The organism is Stenotrophomonas geniculata ATCC 19374 = JCM 13324, assembly GCF_001431625.1.
Taxonomy (GTDB): domain Bacteria; phylum Pseudomonadota; class Gammaproteobacteria; order Xanthomonadales; family Xanthomonadaceae; genus Stenotrophomonas; species Stenotrophomonas geniculata.
The window spans coordinates 1-24,268 of record NZ_LLXT01000136.1; the positions used below are offsets into that span (position 1 = coordinate 1).

23 protein-coding genes are annotated in these 24,268 nt (G+C 67.1%); 14 read left to right on the forward strand and 9 right to left on the reverse strand.

Features of this window, described 5'->3' with window-relative positions:
• Positions 1–157: 157 nt before the first annotated feature.
• Together ARC63_RS17440 and ARC63_RS17445 are read right to left on the reverse strand one after the other, a co-directional pair.
• Entirely contained in the window at positions 158–982 is an 825-nt protein-coding gene (locus ARC63_RS17440) for a helix-turn-helix transcriptional regulator (protein WP_010480900.1), read from the reverse strand.
• Positions 979–1,683, reverse strand: coding sequence for a VIT1/CCC1 transporter family protein (locus tag ARC63_RS17445; RefSeq protein ID WP_032129894.1), 705 nt, complete (start codon positions 1,681–1,683; stop codon positions 979–981). Before ARC63_RS17445 ends, ARC63_RS17440 begins: the two co-directional genes overlap by 4 nt.
• A 152-nt stretch (positions 1,684–1,835) precedes the next feature.
• On the opposite strand from ARC63_RS17445, the gene ARC63_RS17450 reads away from it, so the two are divergent.
• Positions 1,836–3,200, forward strand: coding sequence for a glutamate--cysteine ligase (locus ARC63_RS17450; RefSeq protein ID WP_057503931.1), 1,365 nt, complete (start codon positions 1,836–1,838; stop codon positions 3,198–3,200).
• Between the two features lie 88 nt (positions 3,201–3,288).
• Here the strand turns inward: ARC63_RS17450 and ARC63_RS17455 are convergent, their stop codons facing one another.
• Positions 3,289–4,347 (reverse strand): NAD(P)-dependent alcohol dehydrogenase, encoded by a 1,059-nt coding sequence (locus ARC63_RS17455; protein WP_057503932.1) that lies wholly within the window; start codon positions 4,345–4,347, stop codon positions 3,289–3,291.
• A gap of 107 nt (positions 4,348–4,454) precedes the next feature.
• Here ARC63_RS17455 and ARC63_RS17460 point away from each other — a divergent pair, with 107 nt between their 5' ends.
• Entirely contained in the window at positions 4,455–5,339 is an 885-nt protein-coding gene (locus tag ARC63_RS17460; RefSeq protein ID WP_057503933.1) for a LysR family transcriptional regulator, read from the forward strand.
• Between the two features lie 73 nt (positions 5,340–5,412).
• Here the strand turns inward: ARC63_RS17460 and ARC63_RS17465 are convergent, their stop codons facing one another.
• The gene (locus ARC63_RS17465; protein WP_057503934.1) at positions 5,413–6,075 is read right to left on the reverse strand and encodes a TetR/AcrR family transcriptional regulator; all 663 of its coding nucleotides are present in this window, start codon (positions 6,073–6,075) and stop codon (positions 5,413–5,415) included.
• A gap of 76 nt (positions 6,076–6,151) precedes the next feature.
• Between ARC63_RS17465 and ARC63_RS17470 the strand changes: the two genes are divergently transcribed.
• Positions 6,152–6,847: a DAPG hydrolase family protein gene (locus ARC63_RS17470; protein ID WP_057503935.1), complete on the forward strand. Its 696-nt coding sequence runs from the start codon at positions 6,152–6,154 to the stop codon at positions 6,845–6,847.
• A 12-nt stretch (positions 6,848–6,859) separates the two neighbouring features.
• Here ARC63_RS17470 and ARC63_RS17475 read toward each other — a convergent pair whose 3' ends face one another.
• Positions 6,860–7,276 carry a VOC family protein gene (locus ARC63_RS17475; protein ID WP_057503936.1) on the reverse strand — a complete coding sequence of 139 codons (417 nt, stop codon included), beginning with the start codon at positions 7,274–7,276 and terminating at the stop codon, positions 6,860–6,862.
• A gap of 285 nt (positions 7,277–7,561) precedes the next feature.
• Between ARC63_RS17475 and ARC63_RS17480 the strand changes: the two genes are divergently transcribed.
• Complete coding sequence (locus ARC63_RS17480; protein ID WP_139042443.1) at positions 7,562–8,131, forward strand: hypothetical protein; 570 nt, start codon at positions 7,562–7,564, stop codon at positions 8,129–8,131.
• Between the two features lie 46 nt (positions 8,132–8,177).
• Here ARC63_RS17480 and ARC63_RS17485 read toward each other — a convergent pair whose 3' ends face one another.
• Positions 8,178–9,281: an alkene reductase gene (locus ARC63_RS17485; protein WP_057503972.1), complete on the reverse strand. Its 1,104-nt coding sequence runs from the start codon at positions 9,279–9,281 to the stop codon at positions 8,178–8,180.
• A gap of 130 nt (positions 9,282–9,411) precedes the next feature.
• Between ARC63_RS17485 and ARC63_RS17490 the strand changes: the two genes are divergently transcribed.
• Entirely contained in the window at positions 9,412–10,317 is a 906-nt protein-coding gene (locus ARC63_RS17490; RefSeq protein ID WP_057503938.1) for a LysR family transcriptional regulator, read from the forward strand.
• A gap of 47 nt (positions 10,318–10,364) precedes the next feature.
• On the opposite strand, the gene ARC63_RS17495 is transcribed toward ARC63_RS17490, so the two are convergent.
• Complete coding sequence (locus tag ARC63_RS17495; RefSeq protein ID WP_057503939.1) at positions 10,365–13,457, reverse strand: TonB-dependent receptor domain-containing protein; 3,093 nt, start codon at positions 13,455–13,457, stop codon at positions 10,365–10,367.
• A gap of 214 nt (positions 13,458–13,671) precedes the next feature.
• Here ARC63_RS17495 and frmR point away from each other — a divergent pair, with 214 nt between their 5' ends.
• The 5 genes from frmR to ARC63_RS17520 all read left to right on the forward strand — a co-directional run bounded on the left by frmR (position 13,672) and on the right by ARC63_RS17520 (position 18,031).
• Complete coding sequence (gene frmR, locus ARC63_RS17500; RefSeq protein WP_005411009.1) at positions 13,672–13,947, forward strand: formaldehyde-responsive transcriptional repressor FrmR; 276 nt, start codon at positions 13,672–13,674, stop codon at positions 13,945–13,947.
• Positions 13,948–14,013: 66 nt separating this feature from the next.
• A complete protein-coding gene (locus ARC63_RS17505) occupies positions 14,014–15,123 on the forward strand; it encodes an S-(hydroxymethyl)glutathione dehydrogenase/class III alcohol dehydrogenase (RefSeq protein ID WP_057503940.1) in 1,110 nt (369 codons plus the stop codon).
• Between the two features lie 8 nt (positions 15,124–15,131).
• A complete protein-coding gene (locus tag ARC63_RS17510) occupies positions 15,132–15,491 on the forward strand; it encodes a YqcC family protein (RefSeq protein ID WP_043400095.1) in 360 nt (119 codons plus the stop codon).
• A 63-nt stretch (positions 15,492–15,554) separates the two neighbouring features.
• The gene (gene fghA, locus ARC63_RS17515; protein WP_057503941.1) at positions 15,555–16,385 is read left to right on the forward strand and encodes an S-formylglutathione hydrolase; all 831 of its coding nucleotides are present in this window, start codon (positions 15,555–15,557) and stop codon (positions 16,383–16,385) included.
• A 200-nt stretch (positions 16,386–16,585) separates the two neighbouring features.
• The gene (locus ARC63_RS17520; protein WP_057503942.1) at positions 16,586–18,031 is read left to right on the forward strand and encodes a GGDEF domain-containing protein; all 1,446 of its coding nucleotides are present in this window, start codon (positions 16,586–16,588) and stop codon (positions 18,029–18,031) included.
• A gap of 54 nt (positions 18,032–18,085) precedes the next feature.
• Here ARC63_RS17520 and ARC63_RS17525 read toward each other — a convergent pair whose 3' ends face one another.
• Together ARC63_RS17525 and ARC63_RS17530 are read right to left on the reverse strand one after the other, a co-directional pair.
• Positions 18,086–18,556, reverse strand: a complete 471-nt coding sequence (locus ARC63_RS17525) for a hypothetical protein (protein WP_019336474.1) — start codon at positions 18,554–18,556, stop codon at positions 18,086–18,088.
• A gap of 5 nt (positions 18,557–18,561) precedes the next feature.
• On the reverse strand, positions 18,562–19,008 hold the full coding sequence (locus ARC63_RS17530) for a universal stress protein (RefSeq protein ID WP_010480869.1): 447 nt from the start codon (positions 19,006–19,008) through the stop codon (positions 18,562–18,564).
• Between the two features lie 141 nt (positions 19,009–19,149).
• Between ARC63_RS17530 and ARC63_RS17535 the strand changes: the two genes are divergently transcribed.
• The 4 genes from ARC63_RS17535 to ARC63_RS17550 all read left to right on the forward strand — a co-directional run bounded on the left by ARC63_RS17535 (position 19,150) and on the right by ARC63_RS17550 (position 24,265).
• The gene (locus ARC63_RS17535) at positions 19,150–20,067 is read left to right on the forward strand and encodes a LysR family transcriptional regulator (RefSeq protein WP_010480868.1); all 918 of its coding nucleotides are present in this window, start codon (positions 19,150–19,152) and stop codon (positions 20,065–20,067) included.
• Between the two features lie 153 nt (positions 20,068–20,220).
• The gene (locus ARC63_RS17540; RefSeq protein ID WP_057503943.1) at positions 20,221–21,750 is read left to right on the forward strand and encodes an MFS transporter; all 1,530 of its coding nucleotides are present in this window, start codon (positions 20,221–20,223) and stop codon (positions 21,748–21,750) included.
• Between the two features lie 20 nt (positions 21,751–21,770).
• Positions 21,771–22,853 carry an HlyD family secretion protein gene (locus ARC63_RS17545; RefSeq protein WP_057503944.1) on the forward strand — a complete coding sequence of 361 codons (1,083 nt, stop codon included), beginning with the start codon at positions 21,771–21,773 and terminating at the stop codon, positions 22,851–22,853.
• Positions 22,850–24,265, forward strand: coding sequence for an efflux transporter outer membrane subunit (locus ARC63_RS17550; protein ID WP_057503945.1), 1,416 nt, complete (start codon positions 22,850–22,852; stop codon positions 24,263–24,265). The genes ARC63_RS17545 and ARC63_RS17550 overlap by 4 nt, the downstream gene beginning before the upstream one ends.
• Positions 24,266–24,268 lie beyond the last annotated feature (3 nt).

A 24,268-nucleotide genomic window follows, 5' to 3' on the forward strand; every position in this document is an offset into this window, starting at 1 on the left:
GCGCCATGGATGGCGCCATCGAGCCCCCAGGGACGGGTTTACGGCGTGTCCTGCCCACCCACACCGCCCCGCCATCCCACGGAATGCACGCTGTTGCTGTTGCTCCGGCTCTTGCTCTCGCTTCGGCGGGTGCAGGGCGCAGCCCTGCCGAACCCCCTCAAATGTCTGTGGGAGCCAGCCCGTACTGCTCGGCGAAGCGCTTGCTGAAACTCGCCGCAGACCGGTAGCCCGCGCGTGCGGCCACGGTCTTCAACGGCAGGTCCGTGGTGTAGAGCAGCTGCATGCCATGCGCCAGCCGTGCCTCGGTGAGCAGCTGGCGCAGGCTGGTGTCCTCGGCAGCGAGCCGGCGGCGCAGGGTCGCGCCGCTCAGCGCGAACTGTTCTTCCACATCGCGCGACTGCCAGTCGCGTGCCGGTTCGGCGGCGATGCGGTCGCGGATCTGTTCACCCAGGCTCGGCGCCTGCGGCAGCAGCAGGTTGCCATGGCCCTGCCGGCACAGGGTCAGTACCAGCGAGGCCAGGGCCAATCGTGCTTCGCTGTAACGCCCGTCCTGCAGCGATTGCCGCCATTGGCGCAGTACCGCGCCATGTTCGATCAACGGCAACCGCGCCATCGCCTGGCCAGGCGCGGGAAGCCCCTCGATCCACAGCGTGCGAGCGGCCGCCAGCACTTCGGCACACAGCGGCACGATGGCGCTGAGGTAACGGCCACTGCGCGGGTCGGGGGTGTTGACCACATCGATGCGGCAGCGCTGGGTCAGCAGCAGGATGTCGCCGGGAACGAACGCCAGAGACTGATGAGCGGTACGCACCTGCTTGCGGCCTTCCAGCAGGATCGCGAACTGCGGTTGCGGAATCTCCACCGAGCTGGCGCCATGCTCGCGACGTGCGGTGATGCAGGCATAGCCGTCGGCGCGCTCGCAGCCGGCCAGACTGGCCATCTCAGCCAGCAGTGCGGTGGCCGCGGGCAGCATGGCGGTCATGTCACGTGTGCGCCGAGCAGGCGACCGACGCCGGCGGCTGCGGCCATCGCCAGCGCGCCCCAGAACATCACCCGGATCGCGCCGCGTACCGGCGGTGCGCCGCCGGCCTGGGCTGCCATTGCGCCGGTCAGGCACAGGCCGAGCAGGGTGCTGGCGGTGGTCATCATCGCGACCTTGTCGACCGGCGCCAGCAGCGCGGTCAGCACCGGCAGTGCCGCACCGCAGGTGAAGGCGCCGGCCGAGGCCAGCGCTGCCTGCAGCGGGCGGGCGCGCAGGGTATCGGTAATGCCCAGCTCGTCGCGGGCGTGGGCGCCCAGTGCGTCGTGGGCGGTGAGCTGTTCGGCCACCTGCCGTGCCAGCGCCGGCTCCAGGCCACGGTGGCGGTAGATCGCGGCCAGCTCTTCCAGCTCGCTGTGCGGATCTTCGTGCAGTTCGCGTTTTTCCATCGCCAGGTCGGCGTCTTCGGTGTCGGCCTGGGTCTGCACCGAGACATACTCGCCGGCCGCCATCGACATCGCGCCGGCCACGGTGCCGGCCACGCCGGTGGCCAGGATGGTCGCAGCGGAGGCGCCGCTGGCGGCTACGCCGACCACCAGGCCGGCCACCGAGACGATGCCATCGTTGGCCCCCAGCACGGCGGCACGCAGCCAGCCGACGCGCTCGGAGCGGTGCAGTTCGGGGTGTCGTGAATGGCGGCTCATGCCCCCGAGTGTACGAGGGTCAAGAGGGCGTCGGTAGGATGCTGAAAACCGTCTCCGTCGCATGACGCAACGGGTCGCCACGCTATAGTGCGCCCTTGCGATGGAAGGCTCCGAGCCCCACATCCCCCGCCACCGTCCAGCGAGCCTTCCCCTTGTCGAGCCCCAGCCACGTCGCCGATACACCCATTACCGACCGCTCGCAGCTGGTGGAGGTGATCGCCTCCGGCGAGAAGCCCCGCGCGCAGTGGCGCATCGGCACCGAGCACGAGAAGTTCGGGTTCCGCCTGGATGACCTGCGCCCGCCGACCTTCGAGGGCGAGCGCGGCATCGAAGCCCTGCTCAACGGCCTGGTCCGCTTCGGCTGGGAGCCGGTGCAGGAAAACGGCAACACGATCGCCCTGCTGCGCGATGGTGCCTCGGTGACGCTGGAACCGGCCGGTCAGTTGGAACTGTCCGGAGCGGCGCTGGAGACCATCCACCAGACCTGCGTGGAGACCGGCACCCACCTCAACGAAGTGGCGCAGGTGGCTGGCGAACTGCAGCTGGGCTTCCTCGGCATGGGCTTCCAGCCGAAGTGGAAGCGCGATGAGATGCCGTGGATGCCGAAGGGCCGCTACAAGATCATGCGGTCGTACATGCCCAAGGTCGGCTCGCTGGGCCTGGACATGATGACCCGCACCTGCACGGTGCAGGTGAACCTGGACTACGCCACCGAAGCGGACATGGTGAAGAAGTTCCGCGTGTCGCTGGCGCTGCAGCCGATCGCCACCGCGCTGTTCGCCGATTCGCCGTTCACCGAAGGCAAGCCGAATGGCTACCTGAGCTACCGCTCGCACATCTGGACCGACACCGACGCCGACCGTACCGGCATGCTCGACTTCGTGTTCGAGGATGGCTTCGGTTATGAGCGCTATGTCGATTACCTGCTCGACGTGCCGATGTACTTCTCCTACCGCGATGGCATCTACCACGACGCCAGCGGACAGAGCTTCCGCGACTTCATGCAGGCCAGGCTGCCGGTGCTGCCGGGTGCGCTGCCGACCCTGCGCGACTGGTCGGATCACATGACCACCGCATTCCCGGAAGTGCGCCTGAAGAAGTACCTGGAAATGCGCGGTGCCGACGGTGGCCCGTGGAGCCGCCTGTGCGCGCTGCCGGCGTTCTGGGTCGGCCTGCTGTACGACGACACCGCACTGGATGCCGCCTGGGACCTGGTGCGTGACTTCACCCTGGCCGAGCGCCATGCACTGCGCGACGGTGTGCCGAAGCATGCAATGAACCTGCCGTTCCGCACTGGCAGCGTGCGCGACCTGGCCCGCGAAGCGGTGAAGATTTCCGTCGAAGGCCTCAAGCGCCGCGCGGCGCACAATGCCGACGGCCAGGACGAGAGCAAGTTCCTGGACGTGCTGCAGGAGATCGTCGAATCCGGCCTGACCCCGGCCGAGCGCAAGCTGGCGCTGTTCCATGGCCGCTGGCACGACGACGTCGATCCGGTGTTCCGCGAGTTCGCGTATTGATGATGTTGGGTGGGTGCCGGCCTTGGTCGGCACGCGATGAAAAAACCCCGGCACTGCCGGGGTTTTTCTTTTTCACACCTGCCTTGGATCAGGCCGCGTTCTTCATCGTCGCCATGTCGATCACGAAGCGGTAGCGCACATCGTTCTTCGCCATGCGCTCCCAGGCTTCGTTGACGTTCCTGATGTCGATCATCTCCACATCGCTGACGATGCCGTGCTCGGCACAGAAGTCCATCATTTCCTGGGTTTCGGCCATGCCGCCGATCGCCGAGCCGGTCAGGTGCTTGCGGCCGAAGATCACGCTGCCACCGGTCAACGGCGGGTCCAGTTCGGTCAGCACGCCGACCAGGCACATGGTGGCTTCGCGCTTGAGCAGGCCCATGTACGGGTTGGTGTCATGGCCAACCGGGATGGTGTTGAGCAGGAAGTCGAAGCTGCCGGCATGTGCCTTCATCTGTGCGGCATCGCGCGAGACCAGCACTTCGTCGGCGCCCAGGCGCTTGGCGTCGGCACCCTTTTCCGGGGTGGTGGTGATCATCACCACGTGCGCGCCGAGCGCCTTGGCGAACTTCACGCCCATGTGGCCGAGGCCACCCAGACCGATCACGCCAACCTTCTGGCCCGGGCCGACCTTCCAGTGGCGCAGCGGCGACCAGGTGGTGATGCCGGCGCACAGCAGCGGGGCGGCCGCCTTCAGGTCGAGGGTGTCGGATACCTTCACCACGAAGCGCTGCTCGACCACCACGTGGTCGGAATAGCCGCCGTAGGTCGGTGCGCCGCTTTCGCGTTCACGGCCGTTGTAGGTCCAGGTCGCGCCTTCGGCGCAGTACTGCTCCAGGTCGTGCTCGCAGGCGTCGCAGTGGCGGCACGAGTCGACCATGCAGCCCACGCCGGCGTGGTCGCCGACCTTGAAGCGGGTGACGTTGCTGCCGACCTCGGTCACGCGGCCGATGATCTCGTGGCCCGGCACCATCGGGTAGATCGAGCCACCCCAGTCGTCGCGGGCCTGGTGCAGGTCGGAGTGGCAGATGCCGCTGTAGAGGATCTCGATGCGCACATCGTCCGGGCCGACCGCGCGGCGTTCGAACTCGTACGGAATCAGCGGGTCGGTATGTGAATGGGCGGCGTAACCACGGGCGAGGGACATGGGGAATCCTTGGCAGGGTTTATCGAAAGGCGTTTTACAATACGCCCCGTTCCCAGCGGCAGGAATCGCGGATATCGGCATGATTCATCAAGTGGAACTGCACAATCATGGCCACTGACAACCTCACCCACCTGGCCGCGTTTGCCGCGGTCGCCCGCCACCGCAGCTTCCGCCGCGCCGGTGCCGAGCTGGCGCTGTCGACCTCGGCGGTGAGCTATGCGATCCGCGCGCTGGAAGAACGGTTGGGGGTGGGCCTGTTCCATCGCACCACCCGCAGCGTGGCCCTGACTGAGGCCGGGCAGCGCCTGCTGGAGCGCCTGCAGCCGGCGCTGGGCCAGGTGCATGACGCGCTGGAAGAGATGAACCAGTTCCGTGCCGCCCCGGCCGGCCTGCTGCGCATCAACGCCACCCGCGCGGCGGTATCGACCCAGTTGGGGCCGCGACTGGCGCGCTTCCTGCACGCTCACCCCGACGTGCGGGTGGAGCTGACCGAGAACGATGGCCTGGTCGACATCGTCGCCGAGGGCTACGACGCCGGCGTGCGCCTGCACGAGTTCGTGCCCGAGGACATGGTGGCGGTGCCGATGGGGCCACCGCTGCGCGGGCTGATTGTCGGCTCGCCGGACTACCTGCGGCGACACCCGGCACCACAGCATCCGCGGGACCTGGCGGCACACGAATGCATCCGCTTCCGCTTCGCCAGCGGGCATCTCTACAAGTGGCAGTTCGAGCGTAGCGGGCAAGCGCTGGAGATCGATGTGCCGGGCCGGCTCACGTTGAGTGAGCAGGGCACCGTCGTGGGTGCAGTGCTTGATGGCATCGGCCTGGCCTACGTGCTGGAAGACACGGCAAGGCCCTACATTGATTCGGGGCAGATGGTGGCGGTGCTGGAAGACTGGAGCGAACCGTTCGCCGGCTTCGCGCTGTACTACCCGAAGCAGCGGCAGATGCCCGGTGCGCTGCGCGCGTTCGTGGATATGCTGCGCGAATGAGTTGCGATGGAGGATGTGGTGCCGACCAACGGACGGCACCCACCGCTGTCGTCCATGCGCGGATGGGGCAACCCTACGGCCCCCGCAACACCGGCGCCAACAACGCCAGGCACTCACGCAGGTGCACCTCCACCGGCGCATCTTCGGCCACCACGCCGATCACCCGTTCGCGCAGCGGCTCGGCCACGGCCATTGCCAGCAGCAATCGCGCCATGCGAACAGGATCTCCCTCGCGCAGCAGCCCGCGCTGCTGCTGCCGCGCCAGCCAGTCAGCCAGCAGCGCTCGGCCGCGTTCGATGCCATTGTCCAGATAGGCCTGCAGCAGCGCGTCCTTGCCGGGGAAATCGGTGGCCAGCAGGCGGAACACCTGCACCGCCTGCGCCGACAGCGCCTGCGCGCAGACCGCCTGCAGGATGTCCTGCAACAGCGGCACGACCTCTTCGGCATTGCGCGCATCGCGCTGCAACTGTGGCGCGAAGCCGTCGGTCCATTCGCGCACCGCCAACCCGACCAGTTCCTCGCGGTTGCTGGCGTGGCGGTACACGGTCTTCTTCGCCACCCCGGCATGGGTCGCCACCGCTTCGATCGTGGTCGCCTCGTAACCCTGTGCCAGCAGCAGCTCCAGCGTGGCCTGCAGCACGGCGTGGCGGACCTCGGCTTCCGGTCGAGCGGGGCGGCCGCGGCGGCGGCTCGGTGTTGTGGGCTCGGGCAGGGGAGGGCTGTTCATTGCCCCCATCTTACCGCATCCGGCTAATTGCGAAACGAATGACGTTTCCGTATTGTCGGGTCTCCCAACACCGCAGGAGACCCCGATGGATACCGCTGTGAACGCACGCGCCTGGCTGGACCACCACGATCTGCTCGACCCGGCGCCGATGCACCTGGAGACCGGCATGCAGCGCCGCGAAGACGGCACCCTGCTGGTGGCGGTGCGTACCGATCTGCACGGCTGCAAGGGCCGCATGCTGGACTGGTGGTTCACCTTCTTCGAGACCACCCAGCACATCCGCTGGTGGCATCCGGTTGATCATGTCGAGCATCGCGGCTGGGACGCGGCGTGGCAGCGCGGGCGCAGCTACCACGGTGCCAGCATCCATGCGGTGGAATCGCTGGCCGACATTCCGCCGGTGGCGGCGCGCCTGAAGTTCCATGATCCGCGCACGTTGTTGGTGCCAGAGCGCCTGCAGGCGGCACAGGATGCCGGCGATGTATCGGCGGTGATTGCCGCGCGCATCGGCTTCGGCGACCACGTGCGCCTGGATGCAAACGGTGATCCCTGCGACGGGCAGATGCTGCACGTGGCACGCGATACGCCGTTCGGCTGTGTGCTGCGCAGCCGCTTCGTGCTGGGCCTGGACAGCGCTGATCCGCACCGCGAGGCCGGCGATGCGGTCGGCCTGGGCCTGCTCAAGCACTGCTACACGGAGTTCAGTTTCCTCTCGCGGCTGCTGCCGTCGCTGTACTACGGCGAACGCGCGAATGGCGAGGCGGTACCGTTGCCGTGGTGAACCGCGCGCCGGTCATTCGACCAGCGCGTCGTAGCCTTCAGCACTGAACTGGATCAGGCAGAAGCCGTGGCCGAACGGATCGGCCAGCACGGCGATGCGTCCCCAGCGACGCTCGCGCACGGACTGCTCGAGTGTCGCCCCGGCTGCAACCGCACGCGCCAGCGCGGCCTCGATGTCATCCACCACCCAGTCCAGGTGCAGTGGCGTCCAGTGGCGCTCGTAGTCGCGTACGTCGCCATCTTCAGTTGCGACGCTGCCAGCTTCGTTCTGCAGCAGGTACAGCGGCGTTGGCCCGCCGAGCAGTTCCACTGCCTCTGGTCCGAGACGGCGGCCGACCCGCAGGCCGAAGGCTTCGATGTAGAAGGCTTCAGCGGCAGCAGGATCGGGCACGTCGAGGTTGACGATGAACGACGTGGTGACAGAGTTCATGGGGACTTTCGTCATGTTGTTGGGCTCGAAGGTGCCATCTAGGATCGAACTGCAGCGCCAGACCGGGTGCCGCAGTCGTTCCGACCGGTGGCTTCGTTGCCAGGGAGGATTCCATGCGTGGGCGGGAAGAGAAAGCGCGGGCGCGCACCCTGGAGTACCAGGTCGGCCGATGGCGCTGGCTGCGATTGGCAATGCCCGTTCCGGGCGGAGCCTCCACCCGTGTGATCCATGTGGAGGCAGAGGGCAGGTGACGGAACAACCACAGACCCAACCAGGGAGCGCAACATGCATGAGCAGGATATAGCCGTACGATTGGAGCGTCTGGAGCGCAGGCTGCGCCGCAGGAATCTGCTTGCCACCTCGATGTTCGTGCTGGGCGCCTCGTTCGCCCTGATCGGAACCAGCGTGGCCACGCCCGACGCCGGCGTGGTGCCGGAGATCCGTACCTACAAGCTGACCGTGCTCGACAGTGAAGGGCGCACGCGCGTGCAGATTGCCGAGGATGCCAGTGACATTGCCCGCAACTCACGCGCCACGGGCATGACGATCTACGACGCGAAGGGCGATGAGCGCGGTGGCATCGGCACCATGGCCAATGGCAGCGCGGTGATGGCGCTGGATGCACCGGTTGGCGTGGGCTACAAGGTTCGCGATCGGGCAGGCATCAGGGTTGCGCCTGATGGCACCGCCGTGATCACGGCGCTGTCCAACGAGGGCAGTTTTGCCGCCAGCCTGGTGGCGCAGGGCAACCAGGGGCGGCTTGAGCTGACCCGCAAGGATTCGGGTAAAGGGGAGATCAGCACCCGTGTGCTGACCTTTGATTCGGACTCGACCAGGGTGGAGAAGGCGCCGTGATGTCTTCGATGGCGAGGGGGGCTCCGCATCCACGCATGGCGTGGATCTACGGTGCCAGCGGGTAATCGAGGTAGCCTGCTTCGCCGCCACCGTAATAGGTGCTGCGGTCGGGCGTGGCCAACGCGATGTTGCGCCGCAGGCGTTCGACCAGATCCGGGTTGGCGATGAACGGCTGGCCGAACGCGGCCAGGTCGATGGTGCCGGCCTCGACCAGCTGCAGGGCGCGTTCGCGGGTCATGCCGCCGGCCAGGATCACGGTGCCACCGTAGGCCTGCTTGAATTGCTGCAGGAAGGCCTCGCCCAGCACCGACTGGCCCGCCTGCAGGTTGTCGTTGAGGTGCACATAGGCCAGCCCGCGCGTGCCCAGTTCCTCGGCCAGGTACAGATAGGTGGCTTCGTTGTCGGGGTAGAACGGCATGTCGAAGGTGAGGTTGTTCGGTGCCAGGCGCACGCCGATGCGCTGCGCACCGATGCGCTGGGCCATCGCATCGACGGTGTCCAGGATCAACCGCGCACGATTGGGCAGCGAGCCGCCGTAGCGGTCTTCGCGCTGGTTGATGAGCGGGTTGAGGAACTGTTCGAACAGGTAGCCGTTGGCCGCATGCAGCTCGATGCCATCGAAGCCGGCGCTGATAGCGTTGTCGGCGCCCCGTGCGAAGTCGGCAATGATGCCGGGGATCTCGGCGGTCTCCAGTGCACGTGCCGGGGTGGGATCGGCATGGCCGCGGCTACCATCGGCCAGATACACGAACGAGGTGTTCTTCGGTGCGCTGGCCACCGGGCGCGTGCCGGCGCTGACCGGTTGCCCACCATCGGGCTGCAGCGAGGAATGCGACATGCGGCCGACGTGCCAGAGCTGGGCGAAGATCGTGCCCTGTTCGGCGTGCACGGCGTCGGTCACCTGCTTCCAGCCCGCCACCTGCTCGGCCGACCAGATACCCGGCACGTCGATGTAACCCTGGCCCTGCGGCGAGACCGGCGTGCCTTCACTGATGATCAGGCCGGCGCTGGCCCGCTGCCGGTAGTACTGCGCGGTGAGTGCGTTGGCGACCGCGCCGGGGTTGCGGGCGCGGGTCATCGGGGCCATCGCGATGCGGTTGCGCAGGGCGGTGCCTGCCAGGTCGAAGGGGTGGAACAGGGCGGCGGTCATGTCGGTCATCTCAGTGCGGGGGAGGGGCGCCAGCGGCGCGATGCACACAGGATGGAGTTGACATGCAGACGCATAAAGCGCTTCGATCTCCCTTGGTGCGGGACTATTTGTCCCCAATGGAGTGCGAACGATGCTGCCGCTGGAGTCCTTGAATGGCCTGGTGACCTTTGTCACCACCGCACGCTCGGGCAGCTTCACCGAAGCTGCCGATGCGCTGGGCATCTCGCGCTCGGCGGTGGGCAAGGCCATCGCGCGGCTGGAAACACGGCTGGGGGTGCGCCTGTTCCATCGCACCACGCGGCGCATCGCGCTGACCACCGATGGCGAGGCGTACTACGCCTCCTGTGCGGCGGCACTGGAAGAGATCTCCGCGGCCGAGGCCTGCCTGGGTTCGGCCGGCCTGCCCAGCGGGCGGCTGCGCATCGACATGCCGTCCTCGTTTGGGCGGCTGGTGGTGCTGCCGGTGCTGTTGCGGCTGTGCCGGCAGTACCCGGACATGCAGTTGACGATGACCTTCACCGATCACTTCGTCGATCCCGTCGAGGAAGGCATCGACCTGCTGATCCGTTTCGGTGGGCTGCACCAGGCCGAGCATCTGGTGGCGCGGCGGCTGGGGCGCCAGCGGCTGGTCACCTGCGCATCGCCGGAATACCTGCAGGCATACGGCGTGCCGCGCACGGTGGAGGAACTGGCGCAGCACCGCAGCATCGTCGGCTTCCGTCATGGCCAGCCGGTCTGGTGGCGGATCGGCAGCGAGCAGGACGAGGGAACATTCATTCCCGGCGCGCCCTATCAACTCAATGATGGCGATGCGGTGATCGAAGCGGCCATCGCTGGCCTCGGCATCTGCCAGATGCCCATTTCACTGGTGCGCCGCCATCTGGATTCCGGCGCGTTGCAATTGGTGCTTGACGCGCACATGCAGCGGCACATCGACATCCATGCGCTGTGGCCACCGACGCGCCACCTGCGGCCCAAGGTACGCTATGTGGTGGACGAGCTGACCCGGTTGGCGGAACAAGGTCTGTTTGATTGAGCGGGGCCCGTACAGCGGGCCCCGCCTGTGAAACCGCTGTGGCTGGCCTACTTGAAGTTGTAGCGCAGGCTGGCCATGTAGCGACGGCCCAGTGCATCCAATACATAGGGGAACGGACCGATGTCGTCGCCCACGTTGATTACCGACAGCGTCACGCGTGCGGCATCGGTGATGCGGTAGGTGACGTTGGCGTCCCAGGTGGTCCAGCTGTCGCGGTAGAAGTACTGACGGCTTTCCGGGGTATCGGTCATCGTGTACTGGGCGCGGCTGGTGTAGTTGGAGGCCACGCCGTAGTTCCAGTTGCCGATGCGATGCTGGGCGGTCCAGCGGAACTGGCGCTTGGGCTCGTTGAAGCTGCCCGCCTGTTCGACGAACGGCACGTCCCGGTTCGCGGCCTGGCCACGGTTCTTCGGCATGTAGCCGTAGAAGTCGAGGTCCAGCACGCCCAAGCGCGACAGGTCCCAACGGTAGCCGACTTCGGCGGTCCAGCCGCGGAACATCAGCACCGGGCCGTTGCCATACTCGGTTTTGATGCTGGTAGCCACGCCGGTGTTCGGATCACGCGTCACCAGCCCGCAGAAGCGGTTGGCGTTGGGCACGTTGGCGGCGTTGAAGTCGGCAGTGTCGAAGCAACCGGTGATGATGTCGTTGGCGCTCAGCGACGTGATCACGTTGTTGATCTTGATGTCATACCAGTCGGCGGCGACGCGCAGGCCCGGGATCCACTCCGGCGCGAACACGATGCCGGCCGTCCACGACTTCGCCGTTTCGTTCTGCAGGCGGGTGCTGCCGTTGGTCGAGCCCAGCGTATTGGTCGGCTGCTGGCGGAAGGTGTTCGGATCGGCGCCCGGGTAGGCGGCGAAGAACGCTTGGCAATTGCGGCGACGCACCGCCGGATTGGAGCCGCCGCTGATGTTGTCCAGCGAGCACACTTCCGGGATGTTGTAGTAGGCCGGCTGCTGGGTGGTGTAGAGCTCGGCGATGGAGGGCGCACGCAGCGACTGGGTCTTGTTGCCGCGCAGCTGCAGGCCGGCGATCGGTTCGTACTGGATGCCGTAGGTGAACGCATTGAACGCGCCGGCGACGGAATTGTCGACGCGGCGGAACTTGGCGGTCAGGTCCAGGCGATGCAGGCCCGGGATGTCCCAGTCGGGATTGAACAGCGGTGCCAGCACTTCGGCGAACACTTCATTGGTGTGGTATTTGCCTTCCGCCGCCTGGGTCGGCACCGAACGACCCTGGCCCAGGCGCTGGTACTCGCTGGGGGTGAAGGAGCCTTCTTCGCGGCGGTGTTCGAAGCCGGCCGCGGCGGACAGCTCGCCGCCGGGAAGATCGAACAGGCCGCCGGATACCGACGCGTTGATGACGGTCTGGCGGGTCTGCGCCTTGGCCACGGTCCGGGTGGAGACGTAGTCCAGGGCTTCGCGCGACGCCTGGTTCTCGCCGAACAGATTCAGCGGGCGGCAGTTCGCATCGGCCGTGGTGCCCGGGCGGGTGGCATCACAGATGATGCGCCCGCTGGCGTCGGTGGTGACGTTGATCGCATTGATGAAGTTCTGCTGGATCAGGCCGGTGCCGAGGTAGTCGAAGTCACCGCGGCCATGGGTGACGCTGGCTTCCCAGTTGAAGCTGCGCTTTCCAACCTCGAAGAAGCCGTTCAGCCCAAGCACCGCGCGGGTCAGGCGGGTTTCGGTGCTGGCGTTGTTCATCGACAGGTCGCGCGAAGAGCGCGACAGCCGGAACGAGGTGATGCCGTTGTCGGCGAGGATCCTGCGGGTTTCCGCACTCAGGAACGGATTGCTGGCGCTGAAGGTCAGCGCACCGCTGGCGGTACCGCCGCCATCCAGGCGTGCATTGCCGAAGGACACGGCGTTGTAGACGTTCTGGTCCAGGGTTTCGCGGGCGGTCGCTTCGTATCGCGATAGCTCGAAGAAGCCGCGCACGTTGTCGGTGAAGTCGAAGCTGCCGGTGGAGAACACCGAGCGTCGTTCAAGGTCGGCGATCAGCGGCACCGTCTCGAACAGGTTCAGGCCGTCACCGCCGGAGGCGTTGCCGCCCGCATAGCTGGTACCGGGATTGAACTCGACCAGCTTGCCCTCGTTGTTGAACTGCCACAGTTTGTCTTTGTTCGGACCGAAGCCAAGGATGTCGCCCAGGCCGTTGCGCGTGTAGCTGCCGGTCGCCGGCATCACCAGGCCACCGAAGGTCATGCTGGCGATGCGCCGGTTGCGGATCCAGACCTGGTCGGGGATGCCGTCGGCCGGTCCGGTATTGAAGGGAATGCTGCCGTCGATGCGGCCATCATTGGTTGGCCGGCGCAGGGGCTGGAAGTTGCCAGCGTTGGCTGCAGTGGGGTTGGCCTGCAGGCTGTAGCCCTGGCGGTAGAAATCACGATGCAGCGCGTTCACGCCGTCGGCATTGTCCAGTTCCGCCGCCACCACGATGTGGCCCCGTCCATCGGCGAATCCGGTACCAAAGATGGCCGACCATGAGTAGCGCTCGTTGTCGTTCTTGCTGGTTCTGCCATAGCCCAGTTCGACTTCGGCGCCATCGAACTTGTCGCGCAGGATGATGTTGTTGACGCCGGAGATCGCATCCGAGCCATAGGTGGGGGCACCGCCAACGCTCAGACTTTCAATGCGTTGCACCATGACGCTGGGAATGGCGTTCATGTCCACCTGGATGCCCGAGCCGCCGCCGGCACCGAAGATGGTGGGCGGGGTAGAGGTCACGAAGCGGCGTCCATTGACCAGGGTCAGCAGGCGATTGCTGCCCAGGCCGAACTTGCTGGCGAAGTTGACGCCCGCACCGAAACCGGCCTGGTCGCCGCGCGAACTGACGCCGGCACTGACCCCGGGAATCCGGGTCACCGCGTCGATGAGGTTGGTGTCGCCATAGTTCTCGATCGATTCACGGCTGACCACCGCAGCGGGTTCCAGCGTGTCGAAGCCGGCGCGGTAGATGCGTGAGCCGGTGACGGTCATCCGGTCCAGCTGCACGGGGGTCTTGCTGCTGGCGGGCTCGGCCTCCTGTTCCTGCGTGGCGGCCTGCTGCGCCATGGCCGGTGCAGCGGCCACCAGCACCAATGCCGAACCCAACGCGACAGACAAGCGACTGCGGGCGAACAACGGTCGGTACATGATCTCTCCCTGGTCACGCCAATGTGACTCAGGGATAAACGCAAGGGCGAATGTGACACCCTAGGCCATGAAAAAGTAACAATTGAATCTATTTACTATTCATTCATATTGGCAGGCTGATCTGTCCGTAGCGCATGCCCCGGCATGCATGATGTGGCTTCATCCGTCCGCGCATGTATACTATCCCCCAGTATAGTTCCGAGGTGGCCCCGTCATGCCGCACTCCCCCGAGGAGAAGAAGAAGGTCCTGGCCCGCGTGCGCCGCATCCGCGGCCAGTGCGATGCGCTGGACCGCGCGCTGGAAGCCGGTGCCGACTGCGGGCCGGTGCTGCAGCAGATCGCGGCCATCCGTGGCGCGGTCAACGGCCTGATGTCCGAAGTGATGGAGGCCCATCTGCGCGAGGAGTTCGGGCAACCCGCAGCCTCCGACGAACAACGTGCCGAACGCGTGCGCGACATGAGCGCGTTGATCCGCTCGTACCTGAAATAAGCATCGGCGCCACATCGCGTCGATCGTCCTGCCATCCCATTCCCGCCTGATCCTGGAGAAGCCACCATGAAGTCCCGTGCCGCCGTCGCCTTTGGTCCCGGCCAGCCGCTGCAGATCGTCGAGATCGACGTCGCCCCGCCGAAGAAGGGCGAAGTGCTGGTCAAGATCACCCACACCGGTGTCTGCCACACCGATGCGTTCACCCTGTCCGGCGATGACCCGGAAGGCCTGTTCCCGGTGGTGCTGGGCCATGAAGGCGCCGGCGTCGTGGTGGACGTGGGCGAGGGCGTGACCAGCGTCAAGCCCGGCGACCACGTGATTCCGCTGTACACCGCCGAGTGCGGCGAATGCCTGTTCTGCAAGAGCGGCAAGACCAACCTGTGCGTGTCGGTGCGCGCCACCCAGGGCAAGGGCGTGATGCCCGACGGCACCAGCCGCTTCAGCTACAACGGCGAGCCGCTGTACCACTACATGGGCTGCTCGACCTTCAGCGAGTACACCGTCGTTGCCGAAGTCTCGCTGGCGAAGATCAACCCGGACGCCAACCCGGAACACGTCTGCCTGCTCGGCTGCGGTGTCACCACCGGCATCGGCGCGGTGCACAACACCGCCAAGGTGCAGGAAGGCGACAGCGTGGCCGTGTTCGGCCTCGGTGGCATCGGCCTGGCGGTGATCCAGGGCGCGCGCCAGGCCAAGGCCGGCCGCATCATCGCGGTGGACACCAACCCGTCCAAGTTCGAGCTGGCGCGCGAATTCGGCGCCACCGACTGCATCAATCCGAAGGACTACGACAAGCCGATCCAGCAGGTCATCGTCGAGATGACCACCTGGGGTGTGGACCACAGTTTCGAGTGCATCGGCAACGTCAACGTGATGCGCGCGGCGCTGGAATGCGCGCACCGTGGCTGGGGCCAGAGCGTGGTGATCGGCGTGGCCGGTTCGGGCCAGGAGATCTCCACCCGTCCGTTCCAGCTGGTGACCGGCCGCAAGTGGATGGGCACCGCGTTTGGTGGCGTGAAGGGCCGCAGCCAGCTGCCGGGCATGGTGGAAGACGCGATGAAGGGCGATATCGAACTGGCCCCGTTCGTCACCCACACCATGGACCTGGACAGGATCAATGACGCCTTCGACCTGATGCACGAAGGCAAGTCGATCCGTTCGGTGGTCCACTACTGAGCCGCGTCATGGGCTGGCTGGATGCCCTGCGCCGGCCGCGTGCGGAAGACCCGCGCGCGGCGCTGGTGGCCCCGATCGAGCAGGCGTTGCGTGCGCTGGGCTGGGTAGTGGGCGAGGTGGGGCCAGCGCGTACGGTGACCTCGGCCTTCGGCAGCGACGATGGCATGCCATTCGAGCAATGGCTTGCGCAGGTATTCCTGCCGCGCCTCTACGAGGCGCGCGCGGCCGGGCAGTGGCCACCGCGCAGCGATGTGGCGGTGGCGGCCTCTCGCAATCTTGATGGCCAGCCTGGCGTCGAACCATTGCTGCGCCTGCTGGCGCAGCTGGATGAACTGATCAACAAAGGCATCCACGCCGCGCGTGGATAAGCCGACCAAGGTCGGCATCTACCAGAAGTACGCGTGCGCTGGCGCGCCGCGCAGGAGAGCACCATGGAACGCATTGAACACCGCGCCTGTTTCGGCGGCTGGCAGGACGTCTACCGCCATCATTCCACCACGCTGGGCTGCGACATGCAGTTCGCCGTGTACCTGCCGCCGCAGGCGGAAACGCAGGCGCTGCCGGTGCTGTACTGGTTGAGCGGCCTGACCTGCACCGAGCAGAACGTCATCACCAAGGCCGGCGCGCAGCGCTATGCGGCCGAGCACGGTGTGATCATCGTTGCGCCTGATACCAGCCCGCGCGGCGATGACGTGGCCGATGCCGAAGGCTATGACCTGGGCAAGGGGGCGGGGTTCTACCTCAATGCCACCCGTGCGCCGTGGGCGAAGCACTACCACATGCACGACTACGTGGCACAGGAACTGCCGGCGCTGATCGAGGCGAATTTCCCGGTCACCGATGCGCGTGGCATCAGCGGTCACTCGATGGGCGGTCACGGTGCGCTGGTGATCGCGCTGCGCAACCCGGGGCGCTACCGCAGCGTGTCGGCGTTCTCGCCGATCGTTGCACCCAGCCACGTGCCGTGGGGGCAGAAGGCCTTCCACGCCTACCTGGGCGACAACCCGGCGGACTGGGCGCAATGGGATGCCAGCGAGCTGGTCGCCGTGGCCCGTGAGCGCCTGCCGTTGCTGGTCGACCAGGGCGAGGCGGACGAATTCCTGCAGACCCAGCTGCAGCCGCAGCGCCTGCAGCAGGCCTGCGATGCCGCCGGCCATCCGCTGACTCTTCGCCTGCAGCCCGGCTACGACCACAGCTACTACTTCATCGCCAGTTTCATCGGGGAGCACATCGCCCACCACGCCCGCGCCCTGCACGGCTGAGGGCGTTCCGGTGGTGCCGGCTGCTGGCCGGCTGCTGGCCGGCTACCTGCCGCCCTGTGATTCCCTGGGATTGCCGGCCAGCAGCCGGCACTACCCTGGTGGTGCACGCGGAGTGTCGTTTTGCCGCAGTGGATCACGCCGCTGTGGCGTACAGGCGCGCTATGGTGCGGCCATACGGCCTTGCGGATCGGGGGGGATGCATGCCGGTAGTGCTGGCGATGCTGTACGTGCTTTGCCATGGGCTGGTCGTGGCGTTCTGGCCGAGCCCGGCGGGCGTAGGCTCTTTCGTATTCCTGACCGGTGCGCCGCTGCTGGCCGCTGCCGCGTGCCTGGTGCGGGCGCAACGTGACCGCGCCGCTCTGGGCTGGCGTGCTACCGCGATGGCACTGCTGCTGTGGGCCGGCGGCATGACGTTCAACATGGTGGATGCGCTGGGCGCCGGCCGGGCTGACTTTACCCCGCGCGTCAGCCTGTTGTTGTACGTGCTGTATGGCGTGCCGCTGGTGTTCATCCTGGCCCGGGCACGCCGCGAGCGCTTGAGCATCAGCCTGATCGACGCGGCGATGGCGGCGTTGCTGGGGGTGCTGTTCTTCGTGCACACCGCATCGTTTGCCGCCCGTGTCGAGGTCGACGCCCATGCGATGTCCAACATGCAGCGCATGTTCGACATCCAGAATCTGTGTATCGCCGGGTTCGCCGTGGTGCGATGGCTGGCCGGCGACGTGCCCGAACGGCGTAGATTCTTCCGCGCACTGGCGCTGTACGCTCTGGCCTATCTGCTGGTGGCCTACTACATCAACCATTACACATCCGATGATGCATTCGGTGCGTTCAACGATCTGCTGATCGACGTACCTTTTCTGCTGATCGCCTGCTTGGCGCTGGACACGGCGCCGGACACAGGCACCACGGCACACCCGAGGCTGGCGCGGACGGTGCAGGCCGCCGGTCCGATCATCCTGCCATTGCTGCTGCTGGTGGTCGGCACGTTGGTGGTCGATCATGCGCGGCCGTTGGCGGTCGCGGGCTTCGTCGTAGCTACCCTTGGTTTCGGCCTGCGCAGCGTGTTGCTCCAGACGGATCTTCTGGAACGCCAGGCAGCACTGGATCAACTTGCGCGGCAGGATGGCCTGACCGGCGTGGCCAACCGTCGCGAATTCGACGCACGGCTGATGTCCGAGTGGAATCGCGCACGGCGCAGCGGCACCGAGCTGGGCCTGCTGCTGGTGGATATCGACCACTTCAAGGCCTTCAACGACCAGCACGGCCATCCGGCTGGTGATCGTTGCCTGCAGGCGGTGGCCGGGGTGCTGAAGGCCATAGCCGGTCGCGGTGGTGACAGCGTTGCTCGCTATGGCGGCGAGGAATTCGCCGTGATCGTGCCGGGAAGCCCGCTCTCGGGCGTGCTGGCGCTGGCCGAGCGCCTGCGCGAGGCGGTGGCAGCGCTGCCGCTGCCGGAAGGGTCGGTCAGTATCAGCATCGGAGTGGGCTACCTGCATCCGCCGGCCCTGGCCAGTGCCGATCAGTTGCTGGCGGACGCCGATGCCGGCCTGTATGCCGCCAAGCGCGCCGGTCGCAACCAGGTGATCCTGCATGCGCACGTGCTCGACGACGAAGGCAGTGCGCACGGCAGGATGGATTGCTGAGCGCGCCAGGTAGCCGCTCCCTGTGCGCGATTGCGCACGGTCGGCGCGGCCGGGTCATCGCTGCCGCAGCCAGCCGGTGGGATCGAGCAGCCTCAGCCCGACCGGTGACAACGAGCGCTGTCGCAACGGCAGTTTTGCCGCCTGCACGGCGATCGCACAGCGCGCCAGCTGCTGGCGCAACGGTGCCAGCGTGTCGTCTTCGCGTGGGCGCGCATGCCGCCATTGTGCGATGCGCAGCAGGCAGACCAGCAGGTCCAGTTCGCTGGCGGCAATGAACGGAGAGCCGGCTGGCAACAGGTCGATCGGTGCCGTCGGCGCGGCCAGCAGCGGCAGCAGGTTGATGAACGCGTCGCAGCCTTCAGGATCAAGGCCGAGGCCGCTCAGCTGTGCGAGTCCATCGGCTACGAGATCGGGGTCACGCAGCTGGCGTATCGCCGCCAGCAGCGCCTGCTCGCCACGGCCGAACTGGCGGCCGAAGGCACGGTAGCTGACCCGGGTGGGAAACAAGGGGGAACGGGAGGCCATGGCAGCTAGGGTTGTGGGTCGCGGGTTTCCACCAGCACGGGGCAGGGGGCGTGATCGATGGTCCATTGCCCGATCGAGGGTTCGAACAGGCGCTCCAGCCGGGACAGGTGGCGGTGGCCGATCACGATCAGATCGCACTTCAGGCGCCTGGCCTGGTCGCTGATGACTTCGCCGGGGTCGCCGGAGGGGATCTGCGCGATGGCATCGACGCCGCGCTCGCGCAGCTCGGCCAGGGCTTCGGCCAGCACCGCCTCGGCGCGGGAGCGCTGGCGGGCGGCTTCCGGGTACTCGATACGGTCGGCTTCGCTGGCATTGGCCGCCAGCGCGAATTCGGGGTCGAGCACGCACAGCAGGTGCAGGCGGCTGCGGGGGCCGGCAATGGCCGCGGCCAGGTCCAGCACGCGCGCGTGCTGGGGGCCACCGTCCAGGGCGACCAGCAGGGTATTGAACATGGATGTCTCCTTGGCAGGCCGGGGATGGTCGCCGATGTCATCGCGTGCACCCATGCCGTGCGCGGCAGTCAATGAATGCGTAGAACGCAATCCATGGTGGTTGCAAGTGCCGTAGAGTCATCTGATTTACCGGAGACTGTCATGCCCCTGCCGGACCTGAACCTGTTGCTGGCACTGGACGTGCTGATTGACGAGTGCAGCGTGGCCGCCGCCGCGCGCCGGATGAACCTGAGCGCGCCGGCAATGAGCCGCACCCTGGGCCGGATCCGCACTGCGCTGGGCGACCCCGTGCTGGTGCGTGCAGGCCGCGGTCTGGCGCCCACACCCCGCGCCCTGCAGCTGCGCGAGCAGGTCCGCGATGTGATCGAGCAGGCCCACCGCGTCTTCAACGCCGGTCGCGAAGTAGACATGCGCGTGCTCGAGCGAACCTTCAGCGTGCGTGCCAATGATGTGTTCGTCGGTGGTTTCGGCGGACGCCTGCGCGAGCTGTTCCGCCAGCAGGCGCCGCGCGCAGTGCTGCGCTTCGTGCCCGAGGGCGATACCGACGACGATGCGATGGCACAGGGCCGGATCGACCTGTACATCAGCACGGCCGGCAAGCATGCGCCCGATACCAAGGTGCAGAACCTGTTCAGTACCTCGTTCATGGGCGCAGCGCGCGAAGACCATCCACTGTTCGACGAGGAGATCAGTGCCGAGCGCTTTGCCGCGTGCGACCACATCGCGGTGTCGCGCCGTGGCCTGCCACGTGGGCCGATCGATGATGACCTGGCCACGCTCGGCCTGCAGCGTCGCGTGGCGCTGATCAGCCCGACCTTCCACGGTGCGATCTTCGCGGCGGCCGAATCGGACCTGATCCTGCCGCAGATGCCAAGCGTGATGCTGGAGCGGATCGTCAACATGCGCCTGCCGTTGCGCCTGTTCCCGCTGCCGATTCCGGTGCGGACCGCGGCCATCGTGCAGGCCTGGCATCCGCGCCTGGACAACGACGCCGCGCACCAGTGGCTGCGGCGCTCGATCAAGACCATGTGCGAAAGCGCAGGGGAGGCCTCGCGCTGACATCTGCATGCGTGCGCCCGGCGCACGCCTGGGATGCCGGCGACGCCATTTTTCACAGGGTACCGGCTCCCTAGACTGCGCTCCCCTGAGTTTCACTGAGCGCATTCCAATGACCCCCAACATGCCGTGTACTGCACGGATAGGTGCCCGGCGATGAGTACGCCGGCCGCCGCTGTCCCGGCCGCCGCAGCGCCCCGTCCTGCCGCCGCCCCCGGGCTCGATCGCCGCATTCTGGTCGGCCTGTGTGGCGTGCTGCTGGCGGTGCTGGTGTCGGGCTTCAACGAGAACATCACCAAGGTCGCATTGGCCGACATCCGTGGCGCGATGGGTTTCAGCGTCGATGACGGCAGCTGGATCATCGCCCTCTACAGCGCGATGTCGGTCAGCGCGATGGCCTTCGCGCCGTGGTGTGCCGCCACCTTCTCGCTGCGTCGTTTCGCGCTGGCGATGATCGGTGGCTTCATGGTGCTGGGCGTGCTGTGCCCGCTCGCCCCGAACCTGCAGGTGTTCCTGCTGCTGCGTGCATTGCAGGGCCTGTGCGGTGGTGCACTGCCGCCGTTGCTGATGAGCGTGGCGCTGCGCTTCCTGCCGCCGGGCATCAAGCTGTACGGCCTGGCCGGCTACGCGCTGACGGCGACGTTCGGCCCGAGCATGGGCACGCCGCTGGCCGCGTTCTGGGTCGAGCAGGTGGGCTGGCACTGGGCGTTCTGGCAGATCGTGCCGTACTGCCTGGCCGCCATGGCGATGGTCAGCTGGGGTCTGCCACAGGACCCGCTGAGGCTGGAACGCTTCGCCCAGTTCGATACGGTCGGCCTGCTGCTCGGCCTGCCAGCGCTGGTGCTGCTGGTACTGGGCCTGGTGCAGGGCCCGCGCCTGAACTGGTTCGACTCGCCGATGATCACGCTGATGATCGGGGGGGGCGCCGGCCTGATGGTGCTGTTCATGATCAATGAATGGTTCCACCCCTTGCCGTTCTTCAAGCTGCAACTGCTGGCCAACCGCAATCTCAGCTACTCGCTGGTGACGCTGGGCGGCGTGCTGTTCGTGCTGCTGGCGGTGATCTCCATCCCGTCCGGTTTCCTGGCCAGCGTGCAGGGCTACCGGCCGTTGCAGACCGCACCGATGCTGCTGTGGGTGGCGTTGCCGCAGGTGATCGCGCTGCCGCTGGTGGCGGCGCTGCTGAACATCCGCGCGGTGGATTGCCGCTGGGTGCAGGCCACCGGCCTGGCGATGCTGGCCCTGGCCTGCTGGCTGGGCTCGCACCTGGACGTGGCCTGGATCCGTGACAACTTCCTGTGGGTGCAGCTGCTGCAGGTGTTCGCACAACCCATGGCAGTGCTGCCGCTGCTGATGCTGGCCACCGGCGGCCTTGCGCCGCAGGACGGCCCGTTCGCCTCGGCGTGGTTCAACACGGTCAAGGGTTTCGCCGCGGTGCTTGCCAGCGGTGTACTGGATGCCGTCGCCCAGGGCCGCCGTCATTTCCATTCCACCGTGCTGGTCGACCGCCTGGGCGAGCAACCGTGGCTGGCCGATGGCCCGCAGCTCGGCGCGCGCCTGCATGCACAGGTGCAGGCGCTGACCTCGGCCGACCTGTACTGGGTGGTCGCGCTGGTGGCGCTGGCCTTCATTCCCCTCATTGCCTGGATGCCCACCCGCATCCACCCGCCACGTGCCGTGGCCTGAACCTTTCGCAGGAACCCCTCATGACAATCAATCGAACCACTCTCAACACCGGCCTGGGCCTGGGCGTACTGGCCCTGGCCATCGGCGCCTGGCTGCTGCTGCGCGACTCTGGCCACCAGAGCACCAACAATGCGTACGTGGTGGCCGACTACACCCTGGTGGCTCCGAAAATTCCCGGCTTCGTCAGTGCCGTGGAGGTGGAGGACAACCAGTCGGTGAAGGCCGGCGACGTGCTTGCCCGCATCGACGACCGTGACTACCAGGTCGCCCTGCAGGCGGCCCGTGCCGACCTTGCCAATGCCCGCGCACAGCTCGCCAACGCACAGGCCGCACTGGCCCAGCAGGATTCGCTGATCGCGCAGGTCAGGGCCAGTGTCGATGTCAGCCGTTCCGAACTGACCCTGGCCAGTGCCGACCAGCAGCGCTACCGCGAACTGGCCCGTGACGGCGCCGGAACCGTGCAGAACGCGCAGCAGGCGCAGTCGAAGCAGGCCGTGGCCAGTGCCCACCTGCAGCAGGGCCAGGCGGCGCTGTCGACCGCGCGCCAGCGCACCGACATCCTGACCGCCGGTGTGCAGGCTGCACAGGCGGCGGTGCAGCGTGCGGAAGCGGCGCAGGCCCGCGCAGAACTGGATCTGTCGCACACCGTGCTGCGTGCACCGATCGACGGCGTGGTCGGTCGTCGAGCAGTGCGCGTAGGTGCCTACCTGACCCCGGGCACCGCGGTGGCCGCGGTGGTGCCGCTGAAGCGTGCCTTCGTGGTCGCCAACTTCCAGGAAACACAGATGACCCGCATGCAGGCCGGCCAGCAGGTCGAACTGAAGGTGGACGTGTTCCCGGGCAAGCCGCTGCGCGGGCACATCGACAGCATCGCGCCGGCCACCGGCGTCACCTTCGCTGCGGTCGCACCGGAGAATGCCACCGGCAACTTCACCAAGGTGGTGCAGCGTATTCCGGTGAAGATCGTGCTGGAGCCGGGCCAGCCGCTGCTGGACCAGCTGCGTGCCGGCATGTCGGTGGAAGCCAGTGTCGACCTGGGCAGCCGCGCGCGCGCGCAGAGCGTGCAGCACAGTCCGGGCCATGCGGCCGGGGAGGGCGCATGAGCGCAGTTGCCTTGTTCCGCAGCACCTTCGTTGCGGCCAGCCTGTGCACGGCCCTGGCTGCCTGCACGATGGGTCCGGACTTCGTACGTCCTCAGGCGGAACTGCCCAGTCACTGGCAGGGCGAGGCCGTCGCGGGCAACGCGATCGATCCGGACGCCGCCTGGTGGGCCGGCTTCGACGACCCGCTGCTGGGACAGCTGGCCAGCCAGGTGCTGGAGGCCAACCTGGACCTGCAGCTGGCGGCCAACCGCGTGCAGCAGAGCCGCGCCGCGCGTGGCATCAGCGCCGCCGACCGTCTGCCCAGCGTCAGCGCAACCGCCAGCGGCGCACGCGCACGCAACAGCGAGGTGGGCTTGAACGATCCGTCCGGCAACGGCGGTCGTGATGACTATGGGCTGTTCCAGGCCGGCATCGGCCTGAGCTGGGAACTGGATCTGTGGGGACGGGTGCGCCGCCAGGTGGAAGCCGCCGATGCACGCGTGCAGATGGCCGAGGAGGATGCACACGCAGTGCGCATCGCGCTGCTGGCGGAAACCGCGCGTGATTACCTGCAATTGCGTGCAACGCGGCAGTTGTTGGCGATCACTGAAGACAACCTCAGCATTGCCCACGACATCAAGCGCCTGACCGAAGCACGCCAACGCCAGGGCGTGGCCAGCACGCTGCAGGTGTCCAGCGCGTCAGCGCAGGTAGCATCGCTGCAGGCACGCATCGCGCCGTTGCGGCATCGCGAATCGCAGCTGCGCAATGCGCTGGCGTTCCTGCTGGCGCAGCCGCCGCAGGCGCTGGACGCGCAGCTGCAGGATGCACGCCGTGACTGGCCGGCGTTGCCGGCCGTAGCGGTGGGGTTGCCGAGTGAACTGGCTGAGCGTCGCCCGGACATCCGTCGTGCCGAAGCGGCATTGCATGCCGCAACGGCCGGCATCGGCGTGGCCAAGGCCAGTTTCCTGCCGCGTATCACCTTGAATGGCGACGCTGGCTTCCAGGCCAAGCAGCTGGATGATCTGGATGGCTGGAACGCACACCGTTTCAGCATCGGGCCGTCGATCAGCCTGCCGATCTTCCAGGGCGGCAGGCTCAAGGCCAACCTTGCGTTGAGCAAGCTGCAGCAGCAACAGTCGTCGCTGCAGTTCCAGCGCACGGTGCTGCAGGCCTGGCATGAAGTGGACGACGCCATCGATGGCTACGCCGCCGAACAGCAGCGCACCGTGCAGCTGCACGTGGCAGTGGACGAAAGCGAGACCGCGCTCGGTGCGGCGCGCCGGCAGTACCAGGCCGGCGTGGTCGACATGCTGGACGTGCTGACCACCCAGCGCATCGCACTGGACAACCAGGCCGCACTGGCCAACAGCCAGGCTACGGCGGCAATCGCGCGGGTGGAGCTGTACCGCGCGCTGGGCGGTGGCTGGTAGGGA

What these genes read in the sequence shown, in the direction of transcription:
- ARC63_RS17495 (WP_057503939.1), bottom strand. Translation starts at nt 13,457, where the DNA reads ATGTACCGACCGTTGTTCGCCCGCAGTCGCTTGTCTGTCGCGTTGGGT.
- ARC63_RS17535 (WP_010480868.1), top strand. Translation starts at nt 19,150, where the DNA reads ATGCCCCTGCCGGACCTGAACCTGTTGCTGGCACTGGACGTGCTGATT.
- ARC63_RS17480 (WP_139042443.1), top strand. Translation starts at nt 7,562, where the DNA reads ATGCATGAGCAGGATATAGCCGTACGATTGGAGCGTCTGGAGCGCAGG.
- ARC63_RS17545 (WP_057503944.1), top strand. Translation starts at nt 21,771, where the DNA reads ATGACAATCAATCGAACCACTCTCAACACCGGCCTGGGCCTGGGCGTA.
- ARC63_RS17460 (WP_057503933.1), top strand. Translation starts at nt 4,455, where the DNA reads ATGGCCACTGACAACCTCACCCACCTGGCCGCGTTTGCCGCGGTCGCC.
- ARC63_RS17525 (WP_019336474.1), bottom strand. Translation starts at nt 18,556, where the DNA reads ATGGCCTCCCGTTCCCCCTTGTTTCCCACCCGGGTCAGCTACCGTGCC.
- ARC63_RS17520 (WP_057503942.1), top strand. Translation starts at nt 16,586, where the DNA reads ATGCCGGTAGTGCTGGCGATGCTGTACGTGCTTTGCCATGGGCTGGTC.
- ARC63_RS17470 (WP_057503935.1), top strand. Translation starts at nt 6,152, where the DNA reads ATGGATACCGCTGTGAACGCACGCGCCTGGCTGGACCACCACGATCTG.
- ARC63_RS17485 (WP_057503972.1), bottom strand. Translation starts at nt 9,281, where the DNA reads ATGACCGCCGCCCTGTTCCACCCCTTCGACCTGGCAGGCACCGCCCTG.
- ARC63_RS17475 (WP_057503936.1), bottom strand. Translation starts at nt 7,276, where the DNA reads ATGAACTCTGTCACCACGTCGTTCATCGTCAACCTCGACGTGCCCGAT.
- ARC63_RS17510 (WP_043400095.1), top strand. Translation starts at nt 15,132, where the DNA reads ATGGGCTGGCTGGATGCCCTGCGCCGGCCGCGTGCGGAAGACCCGCGC.
- ARC63_RS17540 (WP_057503943.1), top strand. Translation starts at nt 20,221, where the DNA reads ATGAGTACGCCGGCCGCCGCTGTCCCGGCCGCCGCAGCGCCCCGTCCT.
- ARC63_RS17465 (WP_057503934.1), bottom strand. Translation starts at nt 6,075, where the DNA reads ATGGGGGCAATGAACAGCCCTCCCCTGCCCGAGCCCACAACACCGAGC.
- ARC63_RS17550 (WP_057503945.1), top strand. Translation starts at nt 22,850, where the DNA reads ATGAGCGCAGTTGCCTTGTTCCGCAGCACCTTCGTTGCGGCCAGCCTG.
- fghA (WP_057503941.1), top strand. Translation starts at nt 15,555, where the DNA reads ATGGAACGCATTGAACACCGCGCCTGTTTCGGCGGCTGGCAGGACGTC.
- frmR (WP_005411009.1), top strand. Translation starts at nt 13,672, where the DNA reads ATGCCGCACTCCCCCGAGGAGAAGAAGAAGGTCCTGGCCCGCGTGCGC.
- ARC63_RS17530 (WP_010480869.1), bottom strand. Translation starts at nt 19,008, where the DNA reads ATGTTCAATACCCTGCTGGTCGCCCTGGACGGTGGCCCCCAGCACGCG.
- ARC63_RS17490 (WP_057503938.1), top strand. Translation starts at nt 9,412, where the DNA reads ATGCTGCCGCTGGAGTCCTTGAATGGCCTGGTGACCTTTGTCACCACC.
- ARC63_RS17440 (WP_010480900.1), bottom strand. Translation starts at nt 982, where the DNA reads ATGACCGCCATGCTGCCCGCGGCCACCGCACTGCTGGCTGAGATGGCC.
- ARC63_RS17455 (WP_057503932.1), bottom strand. Translation starts at nt 4,347, where the DNA reads ATGTCCCTCGCCCGTGGTTACGCCGCCCATTCACATACCGACCCGCTG.
- ARC63_RS17445 (WP_032129894.1), bottom strand. Translation starts at nt 1,683, where the DNA reads ATGAGCCGCCATTCACGACACCCCGAACTGCACCGCTCCGAGCGCGTC.
- ARC63_RS17505 (WP_057503940.1), top strand. Translation starts at nt 14,014, where the DNA reads ATGAAGTCCCGTGCCGCCGTCGCCTTTGGTCCCGGCCAGCCGCTGCAG.